A 17,819-nucleotide genomic window follows, 5' to 3' on the forward strand; every position below is an offset into this window, starting at 1 on the left:
AGCCGCCTTTAATTTTACTTGAAAATTAATTTAATGAACCCTTATAAAAAGGTTTTAAAAGTTTTGATGTTTTTGATGAAAGTAAACGGTATTGCTCCATTTTTACTTGAGAAGGCGTCTTTTCTAGTTTTCGGATGATAAATTTTAAAGGAGTTTCTCTAGAAACAAACACCAAAGAAATCAGCCAATCTTGTGTTTGTGATTCTACTAGATATCCAACTAAAGATTCTCCTAGCCATTTTTCTTCTAATAATAGTAAATCATTACCTCCTCCTTGGGAGTTTTCCTGAAAATTATAGTCAAAATCAAAAATATCCATAGTTTTATTTTTTCAAGATTATTTATAAATATAACGATATTTTTAATTGATTGTTATTTTTATAAAAAAAATGCAAAAAACTACATCCATTTTAAATACTGATTTATGAAGGTATTGATGCTTATTACCTTTTAAGATAATAAGACTATTTAATTTATAATGTACGTGCAATGGTAAAAAGTACTATGAAGAATTTGTAAGTGTAGAAAATGCTTTTTATTTATAAAGTCGGGGACTATTAAATACTTGGATCTCTATTTTTTTTCTTTGTCACTATCAAATAGTTCGTGTAATTTTTGTTGCAAGAGTTTTTTGTCAGGAAGTTGAGTTTTGTATTCAGAAACCATTGTTGGTGAAAGACTTCTACTTAAAGCATACTCTACGACTTCAGTATCTTTGTCTTTGCATAACAAAATTCCAATACTAGGATTTTCATTTTGCTTTTTAACGTCTCTGTCCAAGGCTTCCAGATAAAAATTCAATTGCCCCAAATGTTCAGGCTTGAATTTATCTGTCTTTAATTCAAAGGCTACCAAACATTGTAAACCACGATGATAAAATAAAAGGTCAATGTAAAAATCGCTATAGCCAACTTGTAACCTATATTCTTCTCCAATAAAAAGGAAGTCTTTCCCAAGTTCCAGAATAAAGTTTTTCATTTGTTTTACAAGTCCATCTTGCAAATCGCTTTCACTGTGTTTTTCTGGTAAACTCAAAAATTCAAATACATAGCTATCTTTAAAGGCATTTGAAAAATCATGGTTAGATTCACTTAGTGTTGTTGAAAACTTTGAGTTTCCTATCATAATCCGCTCAAAAAGACTAGCTGATATTTGTCGTTCGAGTTCTCTAAAACTGTAATTTTCTTGTTTTGAAAACTTTAAATAAAATTCTCTTTCTTCAATCGTCTTACATCTTGAAAAGATAGCTAAATTGTGAGACCAGCTAATTTCTCTCAACAGTGTTGAGAGTTTTGGAAAGTCCTTGTAAGCTTCGTAAAATTGTTTCATCCTCCAAATATTCTTATTGGAAAAACCTTTTAAGTCTGGTTCGTTTTGTTGGATGTATTTTGCTAATTCAGTAACTACAGAGTCTCCCCATTCAGATTGTTCAATTTTACTGCTAATATATTCTCCAATGTTCCAATAAAGATTTATCAATTCAGCATTGACGGCTCTTATTGCATTCGCCTGAGATTGTTTAATTAGTTGTATAATATCAGTAAACCGATTGTCCATATTTTTCTTGTATGCTACAAATTTATAAATTAATCCATTGTTCATTAGCTTGTTGGAATTAATTATATAATAGCGATGATAAGTTCAAAGGAACAAAATAGCAAGACCAGCAACTTATGCCATGAGTTGCTGGTCTGAACATAATTGTTTCTAAAAATAATGATGCTTTAATCTACACTTTTGCACTTGTTATATTATGAAAAATACTTCGTTTTCCCCGGAATAGCTACAGGATAATTTCCATTAGCATCTGGTTTCAAAGGCATATCAGCATCCCATGCCAAAGTTTTTGGCATAATATCAATCCCTGAATTAATGGCTTTGTCCCATTCAATCACTTGTCCTGAATAAGTAGCCATTCTGCCTAAAATAGAAGTCATTGTTGACTTCGCACCGTTTTCGGCATCAGCAAATTTGTATTCACCTTTAGCAATGGCTTCAAACAGTTCATCATGTTCGGTTTGATAAGGTTGATTCTCCTTATTTTTCTTATCAAATGCATATAACGAGTTGCCTTTATGGTCCGTGATTTTAGCGGCATCAAACTGAATTTTACCTTTAGTTCCTACCACCAATTCATCTACTTTAGCCCAAGTGCCTTTCATGTGACGGCATTGAGAATTCAAAATAGTGCCATCGGCATATTCAAATTCTACCAAGTGGTGGTCAAATATTTCACCAGTATCTTTTCCTTTACGTACTTCTCTACCACCAGTACCCCTTGCTCTAACTGGATAACCATTTTTTGCCCAATTGATTACATCAATATTATGGATATGTTGTTCAGTAATATGGTCGCCACAAAGCCAGTTGAAATAATACCAGTTGCGCATTTGATAGTCCATTTCAGTTTGCCCAGGTTTGCGAGGATTCGTCCAAACGCCATCATTATTCCACCAAGCAGAAGCCGAAACAATATCTCCGACCATGCCATCTTGCAGGCGTTTCATCAATTCGCGGTACGAATTCTGATAATGTCTCTGTAAACCAACTACCACATTTAGCTTTTTAGCCTTTGCTTTTTCGGCAGCGGCTAATACTCTTTGGATACCCGCAGGGTCTGTAGCCACAGGTTTTTCCATGAAAATATGTTTTCCTGCATTTACGGCTGCTTCAAAGTGCATCGGACGAAACCCTGGAGGCGTAGTAAGAATCACTACATCAGCCAAAGGAATAGCTTTTAGATAAGCATCGAATCCCGTAAATTTATGGTCTTCAGGTACATTGATTTTTGCTTTTAAATGCGCTTGGTCATCACTCGTTATATTTTCATAACACTGATTCAAGCGGTCTTTGAAAGCATCGGCCATCGCTACTAGCTTAACATTCTGCTTAGTGCTTAATGCCTGAACTACTGCTCCTGTGCCTCTACCTCCGCAACCAATGACAGCAATTTTTATGGTATCATCCGAATTGCTATTGAAGAATGAAGCTTCAGATAAAAACGGAGTGGTTAATAATCCACCAGTTATGATGGAAGTACTTTTTACGAAATCTCGTCTATTAAAATTCATAGTAAATAAGAGTTGTGAATTGTGAATGATGAATTTTGAGTGATGCTTTAATTTACTCAATAAAGTCGTTTTATATATTAAATGCTTTTTTGGTTTAGTTAGTAAGCTAAAAATATATTTCCCGCTGATTTCCGCTGAAAAAAATACGCTGATTAATACTTAAAAAAATCTGTGTAAATCAGCGGTTTAAAATCTCTAAAATCTGCGGGTAAATCTCTTCCTTACTTCAATACACTTTCAAAAAAAGCATCAACCTCTTCCTTTGTTGGTTGTTTTACAGGTCTGATGATTCTGAAACCTACGAAGGGAGAATCAGCATTCCACCATTTACTTTTTGGAATTTGTGGGTCTCTTCTGTTCCAAATGGCATCAGATTTCAGACGGTTGGCACTACGCAATTGTATGGCTTCATCTTGATAATTCCCCCCTTTCACAGTGCTTGGATAACGTTTTAATTTTGTATTATAAGGATTAACCTCATTCGCTTGTATCTTCTGATAAAAGCTTTCATCGTATTGATCAAGCGTCCACTCCGCTACATTGCCTAGCATATCATATAATCCCCAAGCATTAGGCTTTTTCTCGCCTACGTGATGGTATTTATCCTCTGAATTACTTTTAAACCAAGCATAATCTCCTATTTTAGCAGCATCATTGCCAAAGAAATAAGCTGTATTACTTCCAGCCCTACACGCATATTCCCATTCGGCTTCCGTTGGTAGTCTGTGAAAAATACCTGTTTTATAATATAACCATTTGCAATACATCAATGCGGCGTATTGTTGCATAGAATTAGCAGGAAAGCCTCCTACTTTTCCCATACCCAAAGTAAAATCTATATAAGGTGGACTAGGACGAGTAATAGCATCTGGTTTAGGCTCTGGGTCTCTTTCCTCCTCAAAAAATAACTGATATTCGTCGTAAGTTACTTCATATGCTCCCATCCAAAAGGGCTCAATTTTTACTTTTACTTGTGGACTTTCATCGGCTTCGTGTCCTTGTTCTGACGCTGGACTTCCCAAGGTGAATGTTCCCGCAGGAATAGGCACCATTTTATATTTTACGGTAGTGTTCGGAATAGTTTGCTCGTAAGGCTTAAAATCTTGAGCAACAGTTTCTTGAAAAAGAATAATTAAAAAGATTAAGAGTGTTTTTTGCATAGTATGTTTAAAGTAAGCTGTGGTAAAATTAAAAAAAATATTTTTTGACCATATCCTGTTTAATCTGTGCAAAACTTATTGGGCAAAGTAGGCATTAAAGCCCTTTGATTGCCATTTCAAGATTTTTTCATCCTTTATTTCAGCAATCATTACTTCACAATGGGGCATGGCTTTTATCAGTTTCAACGCCTTTTTTATACTTAACACACTACAAGCAGTAGCCAACCAGTCGGCAGTTGCACCATCTGGAGCGATGACTGTTACATTTTTGCGTTCGGTTAAGCCCATTCCAGTAGCAGGATTTACGATATGGGAATAATACTTTCCATTGAATGTTACATATTGATACATATCGCCAGACGTAGCTACGGCTTGATTTTGTAGCACTAAATATTGTTGTATTAGCTCTTCTGAATTGGGGACATTAATCCCAATTTTCCAGCCCGATGTGCCTTCCCAACTCATGGCTAAATCTCCTCCAGCATCTACCAAAACTTTTTTAAATCCTTTTGCTCGATAAAAATCTACAATTACTTGCGCAATATATCCTTTGGCAATTCCGCCTAAATCTAATAAAGTATTAGGATTTGATAGTCTGACACTTTTATTAGCAGGGTTCATCTGGATAGCACGATAGCCTACCGTTTTAATGGCCTCTTGCAAAACTATAGGTTGGGGTAAAATTTTATCTTTTCTGGTTTTTCTCCATAGCTTTACCACCCTACCAATACTAATATCAAAAGCACCATTGCTTTTCTGAGAAGCTTGTACTGATTTTTGTAAAATATCCCACAAGGCAGGCGTCACCTGTGTAAAAGATTTTTGTCCTGCTTTTGTACTCAATTTTGAAAGCTCACTATTTTCAAGATAATCGCTATAAATAAGGTTGAGCGAATCTACGAGCAGATAAGCCTGTTTCGTAACTTCTTTAATTTGGATAGAGTCGTTTGCGTAAACAGTAATGTTAAAAGGAGAGCCCATTTTGGGCTGTGAGAAATTAAATTTTAGTGACTGACCAAACGAATATGTTAGTGGAAATAATAAAAAAATAAAAAACAGTTTCATGAATTGGAATTTTACAATCATTTAATAAGAATTTTTATCGAAATCTTTTAAAAGTACAAAAAAGATAGTAATTTTGTCTTGCAAATAACAATATCAACGATATTTGCCATGTTAGATACATCCAAGTTCCTTTTCGAAGCCCTCACATATGACGACGTGCTTCTTCTTCCTGCTTATTCAGAAGTTCTTCCACGAGATACAAGTACGCAATCAAAACTTACTCGTAACATTGTTTTAAATACCCCAATTGTTTCCGCTGCGATGGATACTGTTACCGAAGCTGATTTAGCCATTGCTATGGCACAAGAAGGTGGTATCGGAATCATTCATAAAAATATGACTATTGCCCAACAGGCTGCCCAAGTAAGAAAAGTAAAACGTTCGGAATCTGGAATGATTATAGATCCGATTACCCTTACTGAAGGACAAACCTTAGGTGATGCACATCGTATCATGCGTGATTTTAAAATTGGTGGTATTCCAGTAGTTAACGATGGCGGAAAACTGATTGGTATCCTTACTAACAGAGACTTACGTTTCCAAAAAGATTTGACAAAATTGGTTACAGAAATAATGACCAAAGTAAATCTTATTACTGCCAAAGAGGGGATTTCATTAGAAGATGCTGAAAGCATTTTACAAGAATATAAAATTGAAAAATTACCAATCGTTGATGCCAACCAAACATTGATTGGATTGATTACGTACAAAGATATTTTGAAGAGAAAAAGTCACCCAAATGCTTCAAAAGATTCTTTAGGTCGTTTAAGAGTAGGTGCTGCTGTAGGCGTAACAGCAGATTTATTAGAAAGAGTAGCTGCTTTAGTAAAAGTTGGCGTAGATGTAGTAAGTATTGATACTGCCCACGGACATTCTAAAGGAGTAATTGATGCGTTGAAATCAGTAAAAGCGACTTTCCCTAATTTAGATGTTATTGTAGGTAACGTTGCTACTGGCGACGGTGCAAGAGCGTTAGCGTTAGCTGGTGCAGATGCTATTAAAGTAGGAGTAGGCCCAGGTAGTATTTGTACAACGCGTATTATTGCTGGCGTTGGGATGCCACAATTAACCGCAGTTTATGAAGCAGCCTTGGCTGTTGCCGACTTAAACGTACCTATTATTGCAGATGGTGGTATTCGTTTTTCAGGTGACATTGTAAAGGCTATTGCTGGTGGAGCAAGTACTGTGATGATTGGTTCGATGTTAGCAGGCACAGATGAAGCACCGGGCGAAATAGTACTTTTTGAAGGACGTAAATATAAAACTTACCGTGGTATGGGTTCTGTTGAAGCGATGGAGGATGGTTCTAAAGACCGTTATTTCCAAGATGCTGAAGACGACATCAAGAAATTGGTGCCAGAAGGTATTGTAGGCAGAGTACCATTCAAAGGAGCAGTTTCTGAAATCATTTATCAGATGGTAGGAGGATTGAAGGCTGGAATGGGCTATTGTGGTGCTGGCAACATAGAAGCGATGCAAAAAGCAAAGTTTGTAAAGATAACAGCAGCAGGTTCAAGAGAGAGCCATCCACACGATATTACTATTTCAAAAGAGGCACCTAACTACAGTGCCAAATAAGAATAAATTATTTTAGTCCGTTATTTGTAAAAATTAATAACGGACTAAAAATTATATTATATGAAGAAACAACATTTGCTATTCATTATTGTAAGCCTACTTTATTCATTGAATACTTTTTCACAGGATAAAAAAAACCAAGAAACTAAACCTCAGGAATCAAAGCCTCAAGAAGTAAAACCTCAGGAAATAAAGCCTAAAGAAATAAAAAAAGATACTTCGTACTGGAAGAAGAAAACACAATATGGTGCTAATTTCAGTAATGCAGGTTTTAGTAATTGGAGCCCCGGAGGACAAAATGCCACAGGTTTTACGGTTTTTTTCAATACAAAAAGAGAATACGCCAGAGATAAAACTACTTGGGTAAACGATTTGCAAATGCAATACGGCTTACTTGATAATGGAAATGGTTTTAGAAAGAGCATCGACCGTTTGTTCTTTGATTCTAAGGTTGGTCATAAATTATCCACACACTGGGCTTTGGTAGGTGTGTTTAACTTTCAGTCGCAGTTTACTTCGGGTTATAAATATGGAGATGTAGCAGCGAATGATATAAAAATCTCTAATTTTTTATCACCTGCGTATATTACCGAATCGATAGGGTTTGAATGGAAGCCCAAGCCATATTTTGGAATGGTATTTTCTCCTGGTGCTATCCGTCAAACAATCGTTACTGATGATGGTGTAAGAGAAAGAGACCCCGTAACGGGTGCTTTGCAAGTAGCTTATGGTGTTCATGTAGGTTCGAAATTTAGAAATGATTTTGCCCTTATCCAAATTGTCTCGAATTTTGATAAAGACATTGCCAAAAATATCAATCTAAAATTACGTCATCAGGTTTTTATTAATGCCAACTCTTTGGTGCATATTGATAACAGAATAGATGCGAAAATAGCAGCAAAAATTAATAAATATTTTAGTGCTACTTTTGATTTAATTGTATTGTATGACGACGATTTGAGTACGAAAATCCAACAGGCAAGAAATTTAGGGCTTGGCTTTTTGTATACATTTTAAGAATTTTCACCATATTAGCATTGTTAACTCATTTCATAGTTTTCAAAAAACACTCAGACAATGCTAAAAGAATTTAGAAAATTTATTGCCCAAGGAAATGTTCTTGATTTGGCAATAGGAGTAATTATCGGAGGTGCTTTCGGTAAAATTGTTACTTCATTAGTAGATGATATCCTAATGCCATTAATTGGAATAGCAATGGGAGGAGAAGATTTTGCAAAACTATCAGTCATGGTAGGCAAAGCCGAGGTAAAGTATGGAAGTTTTATTCAAGTTGTTGTGCAGTTTTTGATTATTGCTTTTGTGATTTTTATGATTGTAAAAGTTGCGAATAAAGCTGGATTGACTGATAAAACGACAGAAGAAAAAGCATAAAATGATTTAATATCATTCAATGAAGCCCAAAGTGTAATAACTTTGGGCTTTTATTTTTCCGATGGAAATAGTAGAAGAGGGCAGAGATTTTGGTTACTTTGCAAATTGAATTTTTAGAGATTAATAAAAGGCTGTAATATGAAAAAAATCGCAATCTTGGGCGGAGGAGAAAGTGGCGTTGGGGCAGCATTATTGGCAAAAGCAAAAGGCTTTGAGGTTTTCTTGTCAGATAAAGGTATTTTATCAGATAAGTACAAAGAGATATTGAATCAGAACGAAATTCCTTTTGAAGAAGGAGAACACACTGAAAGCAGAATCCTGGATGCTGATGAAGTAGTAAAAAGCCCTGGTATTCCAGACAAAGTAGCATTAATTCAGAAGTTAAAATCACTCAGAATCCCTATTATTTCTGAAATAGAATTAGCCTCTCGTTATACCAAAGCAAAAATTATCGCTATTACAGGGAGCAATGGAAAAACTACAACTACACTCTTGACCTATCATTTACTGAAAAATGCGGGCTTGAATGTTGGCTTAGCTGGAAATATAGGCGAAAGTTTTGCCAAGCAAGTAATTGAAGATAAGCTTGATTATTTTGTGCTGGAACTTAGTAGCTTCCAGTTAGATAATTGCTTCGAGTTTAAGGCTGATATTGCTATTTTGTTGAATATCACGCCTGATCATTTGGATAGATATAACTACGAATTTCAGAACTATATTGATTCTAAGTTTAGGGTATTACAAAATATGACGCCAACGGATAATTTTATTTTTTATCAAGAAAGCGAAGCACTGGCCAATGAACTGACTAAAAAAACATTTCCGATAAATTATCTACCAGTTTCATTACAAGAAGAAGTAGCTGAAGGAGGTTATTTTCTGGATGAAAACCTAGAAGTTACTTACCAAGGTAATCATTTTTCATTTCCTCAGGCAGACTTACCTATCAAGGGTTCACATAATGCGATTAATGCGATGTCTGCTATATTAGTAGCCAAGGTATTGGGTATAGCAAACGATAAAATAACTGAAGGGCTGAAGAGTTTTAAAAGCGTTGAACATCGACTAGAACCTTGTGGCGAAATAGGAGGCGTAAAATTCGTGAATGATTCAAAGGCAACTAATGTAGATTCTGTTTTTTATGCTTTAGGAAGTTTCAACGAGCCAATCGTGTTGATTATGGGTGGGGTTGATAAAGGAAATGATTACAGGCAGATTGAAGCGTTGGTAGAACAAAAAGTAAAGGCTTTAATCTGTATGGGTACGGATAACCAGAAACTATTAGATTTCTTCGGAAAAAAAGTACCCTTGATTTTTTCGGTGGATAGCCTAATAAAAGCCGTAGATTTAGGACAAGAACTTGCTAGTCAGGGAGACGTAGTGTTGCTTTCGCCAGCTTGTGCTAGTTTTGATTTATTTAAAAATTATGAAGACCGCGGTCGTCAATTCAAACAAGCTGTAGCAGCCCTGACAATTGCTTAAAGAGAAATTTCATTCAAAAATATTAGTGACAAATGGTGACAAATTGGTTAAAGGATAACCTAAAAGGTGATCATCAAATATGGACGATTGTGGCTACCTTATCAATGATAAGTATCATTGTAGTAGCAAGTGCTTCGGGAAAGTTAGCGGTGATGGTTAATGGCGGAGGTATTTTTTATCATATTATCAAGCATATTATTCTGGTATCATTGGGGCTTGGGTCTATGTGGTTTTTTCATCGATTAGACTACCATCGTTTTGCGATGTATTCCAATGCAGGCGTAATTCTGTCTTTTGTGCTATTGATTTATGCTTATAAATTTGAACAAGGAATCAACCATGCCAATCGTTGGATTCACGTAGGAGGATTAACTTTCATGCCCTCCGATTTAGCCAAATTGTCTTTAATCACCAACTTGGCAGCCATGCTAGCCAAGCGACAGCACGTTAATTATACTTTCAAAGAAATTTTACCAATGATTATCAAAATCATTTTGGTATGCTCGGCCATTGCACTTACTAACGTTTCTACGTCTTTACTTTTATTTACTACTTGTTTCTTATTGATGTTTTTTGGGCGAGTTCCCAGTCAATATTTGCTCATGGCCTTAGTAGGTATTTTTATTACCGCTACTTTGCTGGTCATGACAGGAACGGGGAGTCGTATTGAAACGGCTCGAAATCGTGTGATTAACTTTGCCAGTAATTGGAATGGTAGTAAACGTAAAGATGCTTCACAGACTACCGACTATCAAATAGAGCGGAGTTTCTATGCGATTGCTAACGGAGGAATAGTAGGAAAAGGGCCGGGAAAAAGTCAGCAACGATATTTTTTGACAGAATCTGAATCTGATTTTATTTATGCCATTATTATTGAAGAATGGGGCATGATTGGTGGAGTCGTTGTGTTGGGACTTTACCTCTGGTTTTTGTACAGAGGCATGAAGGCCGTAGATAGTTCTGGACGAGCCTTCGGTGGATTGCTTTCAGCGGGACTAACCTTTAGTTTAGTCATTCAGGCCATGGTACACATGGGCGTTGCTACAGGACTTGGGCCAGTAACAGGACAAAACCTACCTTTATTAAGTATGGGGGGTAGCTCGTTGTTATTCACTGGGGCAATGGTAGGCATTATTATTGCAGTGAGTAGAGACAAAGTGAAAAATCCAATTTTATAGGGTAACTAAACTATTTATGTTTAGTCAACAACTTATATTTTAGCATACAGTTGCCTAAAAAGGGATTACCCAACCATAACTTTTTAAGCACATCATTAATAAACATTCAAATGACAAAAGTCATCATCTCTGGTGGAGGAACAGGCGGACACATATATCCAGCCATTGCTATTGCTAATGCATTAAAAGAAATAAATCCTGACATTGAAGTTTTGTTCGTAGGAGCAGAAGGAAAAATGGAAATGGAAAAAGTCCCTAAAGCAGGTTATCCCATTATTGGTTTACCTATTGCAGGCATCAACCGTTCTAATGTATTGGCTAACCTTAGTTTTCCACGGAAATTAATAGCCAGCTTAAGCGAAGCACGAGACATCATCAAAGATTTTAAACCTGATGTAGCGGTTGGTGTAGGCGGATATGCCTCTGGACCTTTGCTATTGGCAGCCTCTATGATGGGGATACCTTACCTGATTCAAGAACAAAATTCTTATGCGGGTGTTACTAATAAATTTTTGGCTAAAAAAGCCCGAAAAATTTGTGTAGCCTATCCAAAAATGGATGCCTTTTTTGCAGCTGAAAAGATAAGAATGACGGGTAACCCTGTTAGAAAAGATATTTTGGAGGTAAGTTCTAAACGAGACGAAGCACTAAAACACTTTGGACTAGATGCTGATAAAAAAACAGTATTGGTGATAGGTGGAAGTCAAGGAGCAAGGACAATTAACGAAGCGATTGATGCAGGCTTGACCAACTTGGTGGGTGCAGGCTATCAGGTTGTGTGGCAAACTGGCAAACTTTATATAGAAAGAGCCAAAACCACTGCTAGTGTTTTTAAAGGACAAGTATATGTGTCTGACTTTATCTATGAAATGGATTTAGCCTATGCTGTGGCCGATGTAGTAGTTTCTAGAGCAGGGGCTTTGTCGGTTTCTGAATTATGTTTAGCGGCTAAACCAGCTATCCTAGTGCCTTTGCCTACAGCCGCTGAAGACCATCAGACGATGAACGCCATGAGCTTGGTAAACAATGATGCCGCTATTTTAGTGAAAGATATCACCGCCCGAGAAACCCTTGTGAAAGCAACCATAGATTTGCTTCAAGATGTAGAAAAGCAAGCTATTTTGAGTAAGAATATTCATCAGCTAGCCAAACCAGAGGCCGCCAAAGAAATAGCAGGAGAAGTATTAAAGTTAATTAAAAAGTAAAAGCCGATGAATGTTTTATGCGAAAGTCCATTCAACCTTCGTTCATTACTTAATCGTAATTCATATCCTGAACATTTCAATGAATAGAAAAATATTATTGTTCATTTTAGGCTTTTGCTTATGTATCAACAATTTTTTGAACGCCCAGTCGATTGCGGGTGTATGGCAACAAATAAATGCGAGTGGTAATACAGCGACACTGATTTGCACTGAAAATTATTTGATGTTTGCTGTGTATAAAATAAGCGACAAAAAACTTGTCAGTAGTGGCGGAGGGAGCTTTGAAATATTGAAAGCTGATGCTAAAACGATTTTGTCTTACAAAAGAGACTTCAACACAGAAGATTCTACGTTGGTTGGTTTAACAGTAGCGAATATATTTTCTATTGACAACAAGAAGTTGACAGTTGCTCAAGGCCCTCTAGCAGGTACTTGGTCTCGCATAGAAGAAAAAGCTAATCCAACGCCTCTTTCAAATGCTCTGTGGCGATTACGTGCGAAGGAAGATAAAGACTTTAAAATGCAAACCGTATTTAAAGGACCTTTTAAAACAATAAAAATATTATCAGGTCAATACTTTCAGTGGGCGAGTTTCAATATTGATACTCATCAATTTTTTGGCACTTTTGGAGGTGTTTTTAGCAAAAACAAAGAGAAGTATACTGAAAAAATCAATTTTTCGTCTAACAATATCAAAGTAATAGGTACTTCATTTGAATATGATTGTGTATTAAATGGCAAAGACTGGATTCATGCTGGACAAACGTCAAAAGGTGAAAGAACACATGAAATATGGGAAAAAGGCTATTAATCATTAAGCTAATCATTTAAGCTTTAAACATTAAAAAAGGGATAATGTCTAATCAGACATTATCCCTTTTTTAGTTTAGACAAAAAAATAATGCTCTATGCAATCCAAGCTTAAATGTATTGCGTAGATATGTTTGAAAGCGTGAAAGAATTGAATGATTAAAACGATAATGATTTTTAAATAAATAAATGCCGCCATGCAAAAGTTAACAAAAATATTCAGAATAACGGGCATAATCATTTTAAGCCTTTTTGTAGGTTTCGTTGTGTATGCAAATTGGGAAGAACCCCCATTATCAGACCGCCTCAATCTAAAACCAATTTCTCTAGCTGTTTTTAACCTCAATCGTGAATTGTCTGAACATGATAGTTTAAATATCGCCAATAAACTATCCACTAACACAGGTATTACTGCTGCCACAGTAAATCGTATGGGAAGAACAGTTAGTGTTACTTTCCACGGAGATGAAACCTCAGAAGAAGCGCTCAATAAAGCGATTACTTCTGAGGGCTTCAGTCCAATGAAAGTAGATTTTACGGCTTTTAAAGGGCCACAATGCCCCGTACCGACCGAATACATTGATTTTATTTTAAATGCCAAGAAAGCTTTATGCTTTAGATAATGCATTTATTCCATTATCCATCCCATTTTAAACGATATACTTCGTCTATAGTTACGTCAATTATTATTACTCACTAGTTGTTTTAATTACTCAATGCTCTTTTTGCTCGTATATTTCTAAAACTAATCGTAAAAGTTAGGCATCTCGAGCGTGCACTACTTTTGCAATCATCGGTAAAATTTTAATAACATGAAAAAAACAATGCAACTATGGGGGGCTTTCCTCATGGCAGGGATACTTGTGTTTACATCTTGCAAAAAAGATGAAGAAGTAGTAGCTCCAAAATCTCTGTATGAACGCCTAGGTGGAAACGCAGCTATATCGGCTGTTATCGACCAGTTTATTGCCAATGTAGCTGCTGATGCTAGGATTAATGCTTTTTTTGCAGATGCAGCGGCTGACCCTGCACGTTTGACTAGATTACGCAATAACCTGATTAATCAAGTTGGAATGGCTACGGGTGGGATGGAAAAATACACAGGACTTGACATGAAAACAGCTCACAAAGGGATGGGAATAGAGGAGGTACACTTTAATGCTTTGGTAGAAGATTTATCTTTATCATTGGATAAATTCAAAGTGCCTTCTACTGAAAAAACAGAGTTGTTAACTGCTTTAGCAGCCCTTAAAGGTGATATTGTCGAGGGTTCTACGAGTGTTTATACACGTTTAGGAGGAAATGCCGCAATTACGCTAGTTATCGATGATTTTATCGGAAAAGTAGCTGCAGATGCTCGTATTAATTCATTTTTTGCTGCGGCAGCAGCTGATCCAGCTCGTTTGAATCGTTTGAAGATGAACCTAGTCAATCAGGTTGGACAAGCTTCTGGTGGACCGGAGAAATACACAGGCAAAGATATGAAGACAGCCCACAAAGGCATGAATCTAACAGATGCTCATTTTAATGCATTGGTAGAAGACCTGACGGCATCTTTGGTGAAATTTAAAGTAGAGTCGAGGACTAAAATTCAGTTATTGACAGTTTTAGCAAGTTTAAGAGGCGATATTGTAGGACAATAATTTTACGGCTAAAGGGTAAAGGGTTTTCTAGCATAGAATATAGTATTCCATCTTAATAATCCCTTTACCCTTTTTTTAAAGTATTCTATAGTTAAAAACTATTATTATATATAAATTATCAATTTTTACTATTGAAAATCATTCTGTAATTTTGTTTCAGGTTTATATGGAAGAGTAAATTGCTAATGAATATTAACAATAAAGTTGACAAAAATCAGTTTCGAATATTTAAAACAAACCTACCTTTCGGGCAGAATTTAAAAGGCTTAAAAATTGTTTTTTTTTTATAAATGAAGCCAAAGAATGGGCTTGTTATTTATAAGTATTCTAAATTATTGATAAGTATAAATAATTAGCCGTTATTAGAACCAATCATAATCATTCGTGTTGTAATTTTACACAATTATTCAATTTGTGAAAATATGGCACACAGCATTACAAATTGTTTAATTATATAGCGACCAACAGAGGTAATTAAACCTCATTGAAGCGAATCGGAATTGTAAGGAGTCATGGAAAATATTTTCAAAGCATTAAGTTTATCATATAAGTCTGCCCCTTTAGCGGTGCGAGAACAAGTAGCTCTTACTGAGGAGGAAATTAAAAATTTCTCACTTAAAATCAGAGATTTATTTGGCATTCAAGAAAGCCTTGTTGTTTCTACTTGCAACCGTACAGAAGTATACTACGTATCAGAACAGAACATCACGGCGGCATTAATCAAAGTGTTATTAATCGAAAAAGGGATTACTGATACTGCTTTATATTTTGATTATTTCCATCAACTAAATACACAATCAGAGGCTGTTCAGCACCTTTTTGAAGTAGCAACAGGTTTGCATTCAAAAGTAGTTGGTGATTTACAAATACCTAACCAAGTTAAACAATCTTATCAAATCGCTGCTGATTTGAATATGGCTGGCCCATTCCTTCACCGTTTGATGCACACTATCTTTTTTGCAAACAAACGTGTTGCACAAGAAACATCTTTCCGCGACGGGGCAGCTTCAACATCGTATGCTGCAGTAGCTTTAACAGAAGAAGTAACTAGGAATATCAATAATCCCAAAGTATTAATTTTAGGGTTAGGCGAAATAGGTATTGATGTTTGTAAAAACATGGCGGACCAAGAATTTGCAGAGATTACGGTAATGAATCGTACGCTTGCGAAAGCAGAAAAAATTGCAGCTGGTCGTAATTTCAGAGTTGCAGATTTTGCTACGTTAGAAAGAGAAATTAAAAGAGCTGATGTAATTATTTCTTCTGTAATGATTGATAAACCAATCGTTACCAAAGAATTGATTGAAAAAATAGGTATCCTTACGTTTAAATATTTTATAGATTTATCAGTTCCTAGAAGTGTAGAAGACAACGTAGAGGATATTCCAGGAGCATTAGTATATAACATCGATAGCCTTCGTGTACGTGCTGATGAGGCATTGAAAAGTCGTTTAGCATCAATTCCTCACGTACAACGTATTATTGCAGAAGCCATCGTAGGATTTGATGATTGGTCGAAAGAAATGGTTGTTTCGCCAACGATTAATAAATTGAAAAATGCTTTAGAGCAAATTCGTAAAGAAGAGATGGCTCGCCATTTAAAGAATCTTTCACCAGAAGAGTCTGAGAAAATCGAGAAAATCACGATGGGAATTGTTCAGAAAATCATGAAGCTACCTGTACTTCAATTAAAGGCAGCTTGTAAACGTGGAGACGCAGACCAATTAGTAGATGTCATCAATGAATTATTTGATTTGGAAAAACAATCAGATACTTCAGGTTATAGTCACAGTCACTAATAGGAGAGATATAATACTTTGAGAACCTGCGAATTATTTCGCAGGTTTTTTGTTTTTAGGTAAATATACATTTCAACACTATGCTTATAATTCGCAGATTTGTTCGTATTCTTCCTTTTGTATTGCTGATATTATTAGCGATATGGGCTTGGGAGAAATTTAAAAGTTTAAAGAATCCTTTTGGTGATACTGAGCCCGAGGTATCGCATAGCGTATTGCTACAAAAAATAACCTCGATGGGTAAATTGGAGTTGGTAAAATATAACTTTAGAGATGTGGTTGAAAGTCGTATTAAAAAGAATTTTTTACCAGATGCCAAAGTATTACTAATTGTAACGGGCGAGGCCACAGGGTGTTTGGATTTAACTAAGATTAGAGTAGCTGATATTACCGAAGAGGATAGTGTGCTAGTAGTTCATCTGCCAGAACCAGAGATTTGTAATTATAAAATCGACCACTCTAAGTCAAGGGTTTATAATACTGAATATGCTTTTATGGACGAAGCAAAGCTAGTAGATGATGCTTTTAAAAAAGCAGAGGTACAAGTAGCACAATCAGCCAGAGAAATGGGGATTTTAGACCAAACAAAAAAATCGGCAGAACAGATTTTAAAACCATTTTTGGAAACAGTATCGAAGAAAAAAGTGATTTTGAAATATTCGATGAAAGATAAAAAAAGAGAATTGGGTTAAAAAAATAGTGGATTAGTCGTCAACAACTAATCCACATGAAATTATTATCTATGCCCGAAAATAGCAGAGCCTACTCTTACTAAAGTAGCTCCTTCTTCTGCAGCAATCAGAAAATCACCTGACATTCCCATAGAAATTTCTTTTAACTGAAAGTTCTCTGTTTCAGGAGTTTGTTGTTTTAGTTCGTCAAAAAAAGTCTTTAAACTTCTGAATTCTAACCTGATTTGATTTTCGTCATCGGTGTTAGTAGCCATGCCCATTACACCCACAATTCTGATGTTGTTCATGCTGTGGAATTCATCGGAATTTAAGAGTTCTTTGGCTTCATCTTGTGATAATCCAAATTTTGTTTCCTCCTCAGCAATATAAATTTGCAATAAACAGTCAATTATTCTATTATTTTTAGTAGCTTGTTTATTAATTTCCTGAAGTAGTTTTAAAGAATCAACAGAATGTATCATTGTTACAAAGGAAGCCATATACTTTACTTTATTGCTTTGTAAATGACCAATCAGATGCCATTCAATATCTTTAGGCAGTATTTCCCATTTTTCAACCATTTCTTGGACTTTGTTCTCACCAAAGATTTTACAGCCAGCTTGATAGGCTTCTTCCAAATCAGCAATAGGTTTGGTTTTAGTAACAGCTATCAAACGGGCAGATGTGCCTTGTAACTGAAACTTGATATTATCTAAATTTTTTGCGATGCTCATTCTTCAAAAATTTTGGTAAATACTTGTATTT

The 17,819-nt window shown here is 35.7% G+C and carries 17 protein-coding genes; 11 read left to right on the top strand and 6 right to left on the bottom strand.

Translation table 11 applies throughout. The features are described 5' to 3' along the window. Positions 1 to 25 precede the first annotated feature (25 nt). The 5 genes from J2Y60_RS06140 to J2Y60_RS06160 form a co-directional block, all read right to left on the bottom strand. Positions 26 to 319, bottom strand: coding sequence for a hypothetical protein (locus J2Y60_RS06140; RefSeq protein ID WP_309914853.1), 294 nt, complete (start codon positions 317 to 319; stop codon positions 26 to 28). A gap of 254 nt (positions 320 to 573) precedes the next feature. Further along, positions 574 to 1,602, bottom strand: coding sequence for a PDDEXK nuclease domain-containing protein (locus tag J2Y60_RS06145; RefSeq protein ID WP_309914856.1), 1,029 nt, complete (start codon positions 1,600 to 1,602; stop codon positions 574 to 576). A gap of 149 nt (positions 1,603 to 1,751) precedes the next feature. Next, a complete protein-coding gene (locus J2Y60_RS06150; RefSeq protein WP_309914858.1) occupies positions 1,752 to 3,071 on the bottom strand; it encodes a Gfo/Idh/MocA family oxidoreductase in 1,320 nt (439 codons plus the stop codon). A gap of 221 nt (positions 3,072 to 3,292) precedes the next feature. Further along, entirely contained in the window at positions 3,293 to 4,231 is a 939-nt protein-coding gene (locus tag J2Y60_RS06155) for a formylglycine-generating enzyme family protein (protein WP_309914860.1), read from the bottom strand. A 75-nt stretch (positions 4,232 to 4,306) separates the two neighbouring features. Beyond that, entirely contained in the window at positions 4,307 to 5,212 is a 906-nt protein-coding gene (locus tag J2Y60_RS06160; RefSeq protein ID WP_309914863.1) for an FAD:protein FMN transferase, read from the bottom strand. A gap of 192 nt (positions 5,213 to 5,404) precedes the next feature. Between J2Y60_RS06160 and guaB the strand changes: the two genes are divergently transcribed. The 11 genes from guaB (at position 5,405) to J2Y60_RS06215 (ending at position 17,075) form a co-directional block, all read left to right on the top strand. Next, positions 5,405 to 6,874 carry an IMP dehydrogenase gene (guaB, locus tag J2Y60_RS06165; protein WP_309914867.1) on the top strand — a complete coding sequence of 490 codons (1,470 nt, stop codon included), beginning with the start codon at positions 5,405 to 5,407 and terminating at the stop codon, positions 6,872 to 6,874. A gap of 60 nt (positions 6,875 to 6,934) precedes the next feature. Next, a complete protein-coding gene (locus J2Y60_RS06170) occupies positions 6,935 to 7,891 on the top strand; it encodes a DUF3078 domain-containing protein (RefSeq protein WP_309914869.1) in 957 nt (318 codons plus the stop codon). A 60-nt stretch (positions 7,892 to 7,951) separates the two neighbouring features. Then, a complete protein-coding gene (mscL, locus tag J2Y60_RS06175) occupies positions 7,952 to 8,266 on the top strand; it encodes a large conductance mechanosensitive channel protein MscL (RefSeq protein ID WP_309914873.1) in 315 nt (104 codons plus the stop codon). A gap of 138 nt (positions 8,267 to 8,404) precedes the next feature. Next, on the top strand, positions 8,405 to 9,748 hold the full coding sequence (gene murD / locus J2Y60_RS06180; protein WP_309914876.1) for a UDP-N-acetylmuramoyl-L-alanine--D-glutamate ligase: 1,344 nt from the start codon (positions 8,405 to 8,407) through the stop codon (positions 9,746 to 9,748). A 32-nt stretch (positions 9,749 to 9,780) separates the two neighbouring features. After that, entirely contained in the window at positions 9,781 to 10,926 is a 1,146-nt protein-coding gene (locus J2Y60_RS06185) for an FtsW/RodA/SpoVE family cell cycle protein (RefSeq protein ID WP_309914879.1), read from the top strand. Between the two features lie 110 nt (positions 10,927 to 11,036). Then, positions 11,037 to 12,131, top strand: a complete 1,095-nt coding sequence (murG, locus tag J2Y60_RS06190; RefSeq protein WP_309914882.1) for an undecaprenyldiphospho-muramoylpentapeptide beta-N-acetylglucosaminyltransferase — start codon at positions 11,037 to 11,039, stop codon at positions 12,129 to 12,131. Between the two features lie 79 nt (positions 12,132 to 12,210). Further along, complete coding sequence (locus J2Y60_RS06195) at positions 12,211 to 12,942, top strand: hypothetical protein (RefSeq protein WP_309914885.1); 732 nt, start codon at positions 12,211 to 12,213, stop codon at positions 12,940 to 12,942. 196 nt (positions 12,943 to 13,138) lie between these two features. After that, positions 13,139 to 13,564, top strand: a complete 426-nt coding sequence (locus J2Y60_RS06200) for a hypothetical protein (protein WP_309914888.1) — start codon at positions 13,139 to 13,141, stop codon at positions 13,562 to 13,564. A gap of 189 nt (positions 13,565 to 13,753) precedes the next feature. Continuing rightward, positions 13,754 to 14,584: a group 1 truncated hemoglobin gene (locus J2Y60_RS06205; protein ID WP_309914889.1), complete on the top strand. Its 831-nt coding sequence runs from the start codon at positions 13,754 to 13,756 to the stop codon at positions 14,582 to 14,584. 512 nt (positions 14,585 to 15,096) lie between these two features. Continuing rightward, complete coding sequence (gene hemA, locus J2Y60_RS06210; RefSeq protein WP_309914892.1) at positions 15,097 to 16,383, top strand: glutamyl-tRNA reductase; 1,287 nt, start codon at positions 15,097 to 15,099, stop codon at positions 16,381 to 16,383. An 80-nt stretch (positions 16,384 to 16,463) separates the two neighbouring features. Next, a complete protein-coding gene (locus J2Y60_RS06215) occupies positions 16,464 to 17,075 on the top strand; it encodes a DUF4230 domain-containing protein (protein ID WP_309914895.1) in 612 nt (203 codons plus the stop codon). Between the two features lie 44 nt (positions 17,076 to 17,119). On the opposite strand, the gene J2Y60_RS06220 is transcribed toward J2Y60_RS06215, so the two are convergent. Continuing rightward, entirely contained in the window at positions 17,120 to 17,788 is a 669-nt protein-coding gene (locus J2Y60_RS06220) for a YggS family pyridoxal phosphate-dependent enzyme (RefSeq protein ID WP_309914897.1), read from the bottom strand. Positions 17,789 to 17,819: the final 31 nt, after the last annotated feature.

The sequence above is a fragment of the Arcicella sp. BE140 genome (assembly GCF_031456255.1).
Lineage (GTDB): Bacteria > Bacteroidota > Bacteroidia > Cytophagales > Spirosomataceae > Arcicella > Arcicella aquatica.

Bases quoted from the DNA above. Each gene is read 5' to 3' on its own strand.
- J2Y60_RS06145 (WP_309914856.1), bottom strand. From the start codon at position 1,602: ATGAACAATGGATTAATTTATAAATTTGTAGCATACAAGAAAAATATG.
- J2Y60_RS06220 (WP_309914897.1), bottom strand. From the start codon at position 17,788: ATGAGCATCGCAAAAAATTTAGATAATATCAAGTTTCAGTTACAAGGC.
- murG (WP_309914882.1), top strand. From the start codon at position 11,037: ATGACAAAAGTCATCATCTCTGGTGGAGGAACAGGCGGACACATATAT.
- J2Y60_RS06215 (WP_309914895.1), top strand. From the start codon at position 16,464: ATGCTTATAATTCGCAGATTTGTTCGTATTCTTCCTTTTGTATTGCTG.
- guaB (WP_309914867.1), top strand. From the start codon at position 5,405: ATGTTAGATACATCCAAGTTCCTTTTCGAAGCCCTCACATATGACGAC.
- J2Y60_RS06155 (WP_309914860.1), bottom strand. From the start codon at position 4,231: ATGCAAAAAACACTCTTAATCTTTTTAATTATTCTTTTTCAAGAAACT.
- J2Y60_RS06170 (WP_309914869.1), top strand. From the start codon at position 6,935: ATGAAGAAACAACATTTGCTATTCATTATTGTAAGCCTACTTTATTCA.
- mscL (WP_309914873.1), top strand. From the start codon at position 7,952: ATGCTAAAAGAATTTAGAAAATTTATTGCCCAAGGAAATGTTCTTGAT.
- J2Y60_RS06205 (WP_309914889.1), top strand. From the start codon at position 13,754: ATGAAAAAAACAATGCAACTATGGGGGGCTTTCCTCATGGCAGGGATA.
- J2Y60_RS06195 (WP_309914885.1), top strand. From the start codon at position 12,211: ATGAATAGAAAAATATTATTGTTCATTTTAGGCTTTTGCTTATGTATC.
- J2Y60_RS06160 (WP_309914863.1), bottom strand. From the start codon at position 5,212: ATGGGCTCTCCTTTTAACATTACTGTTTACGCAAACGACTCTATCCAA.
- J2Y60_RS06150 (WP_309914858.1), bottom strand. From the start codon at position 3,071: ATGAATTTTAATAGACGAGATTTCGTAAAAAGTACTTCCATCATAACT.
- hemA (WP_309914892.1), top strand. From the start codon at position 15,097: ATGGAAAATATTTTCAAAGCATTAAGTTTATCATATAAGTCTGCCCCT.
- J2Y60_RS06185 (WP_309914879.1), top strand. From the start codon at position 9,781: ATGGTGACAAATTGGTTAAAGGATAACCTAAAAGGTGATCATCAAATA.
- J2Y60_RS06200 (WP_309914888.1), top strand. From the start codon at position 13,139: ATGCAAAAGTTAACAAAAATATTCAGAATAACGGGCATAATCATTTTA.
- murD (WP_309914876.1), top strand. From the start codon at position 8,405: ATGAAAAAAATCGCAATCTTGGGCGGAGGAGAAAGTGGCGTTGGGGCA.
- J2Y60_RS06140 (WP_309914853.1), bottom strand. From the start codon at position 319: ATGGATATTTTTGATTTTGACTATAATTTTCAGGAAAACTCCCAAGGA.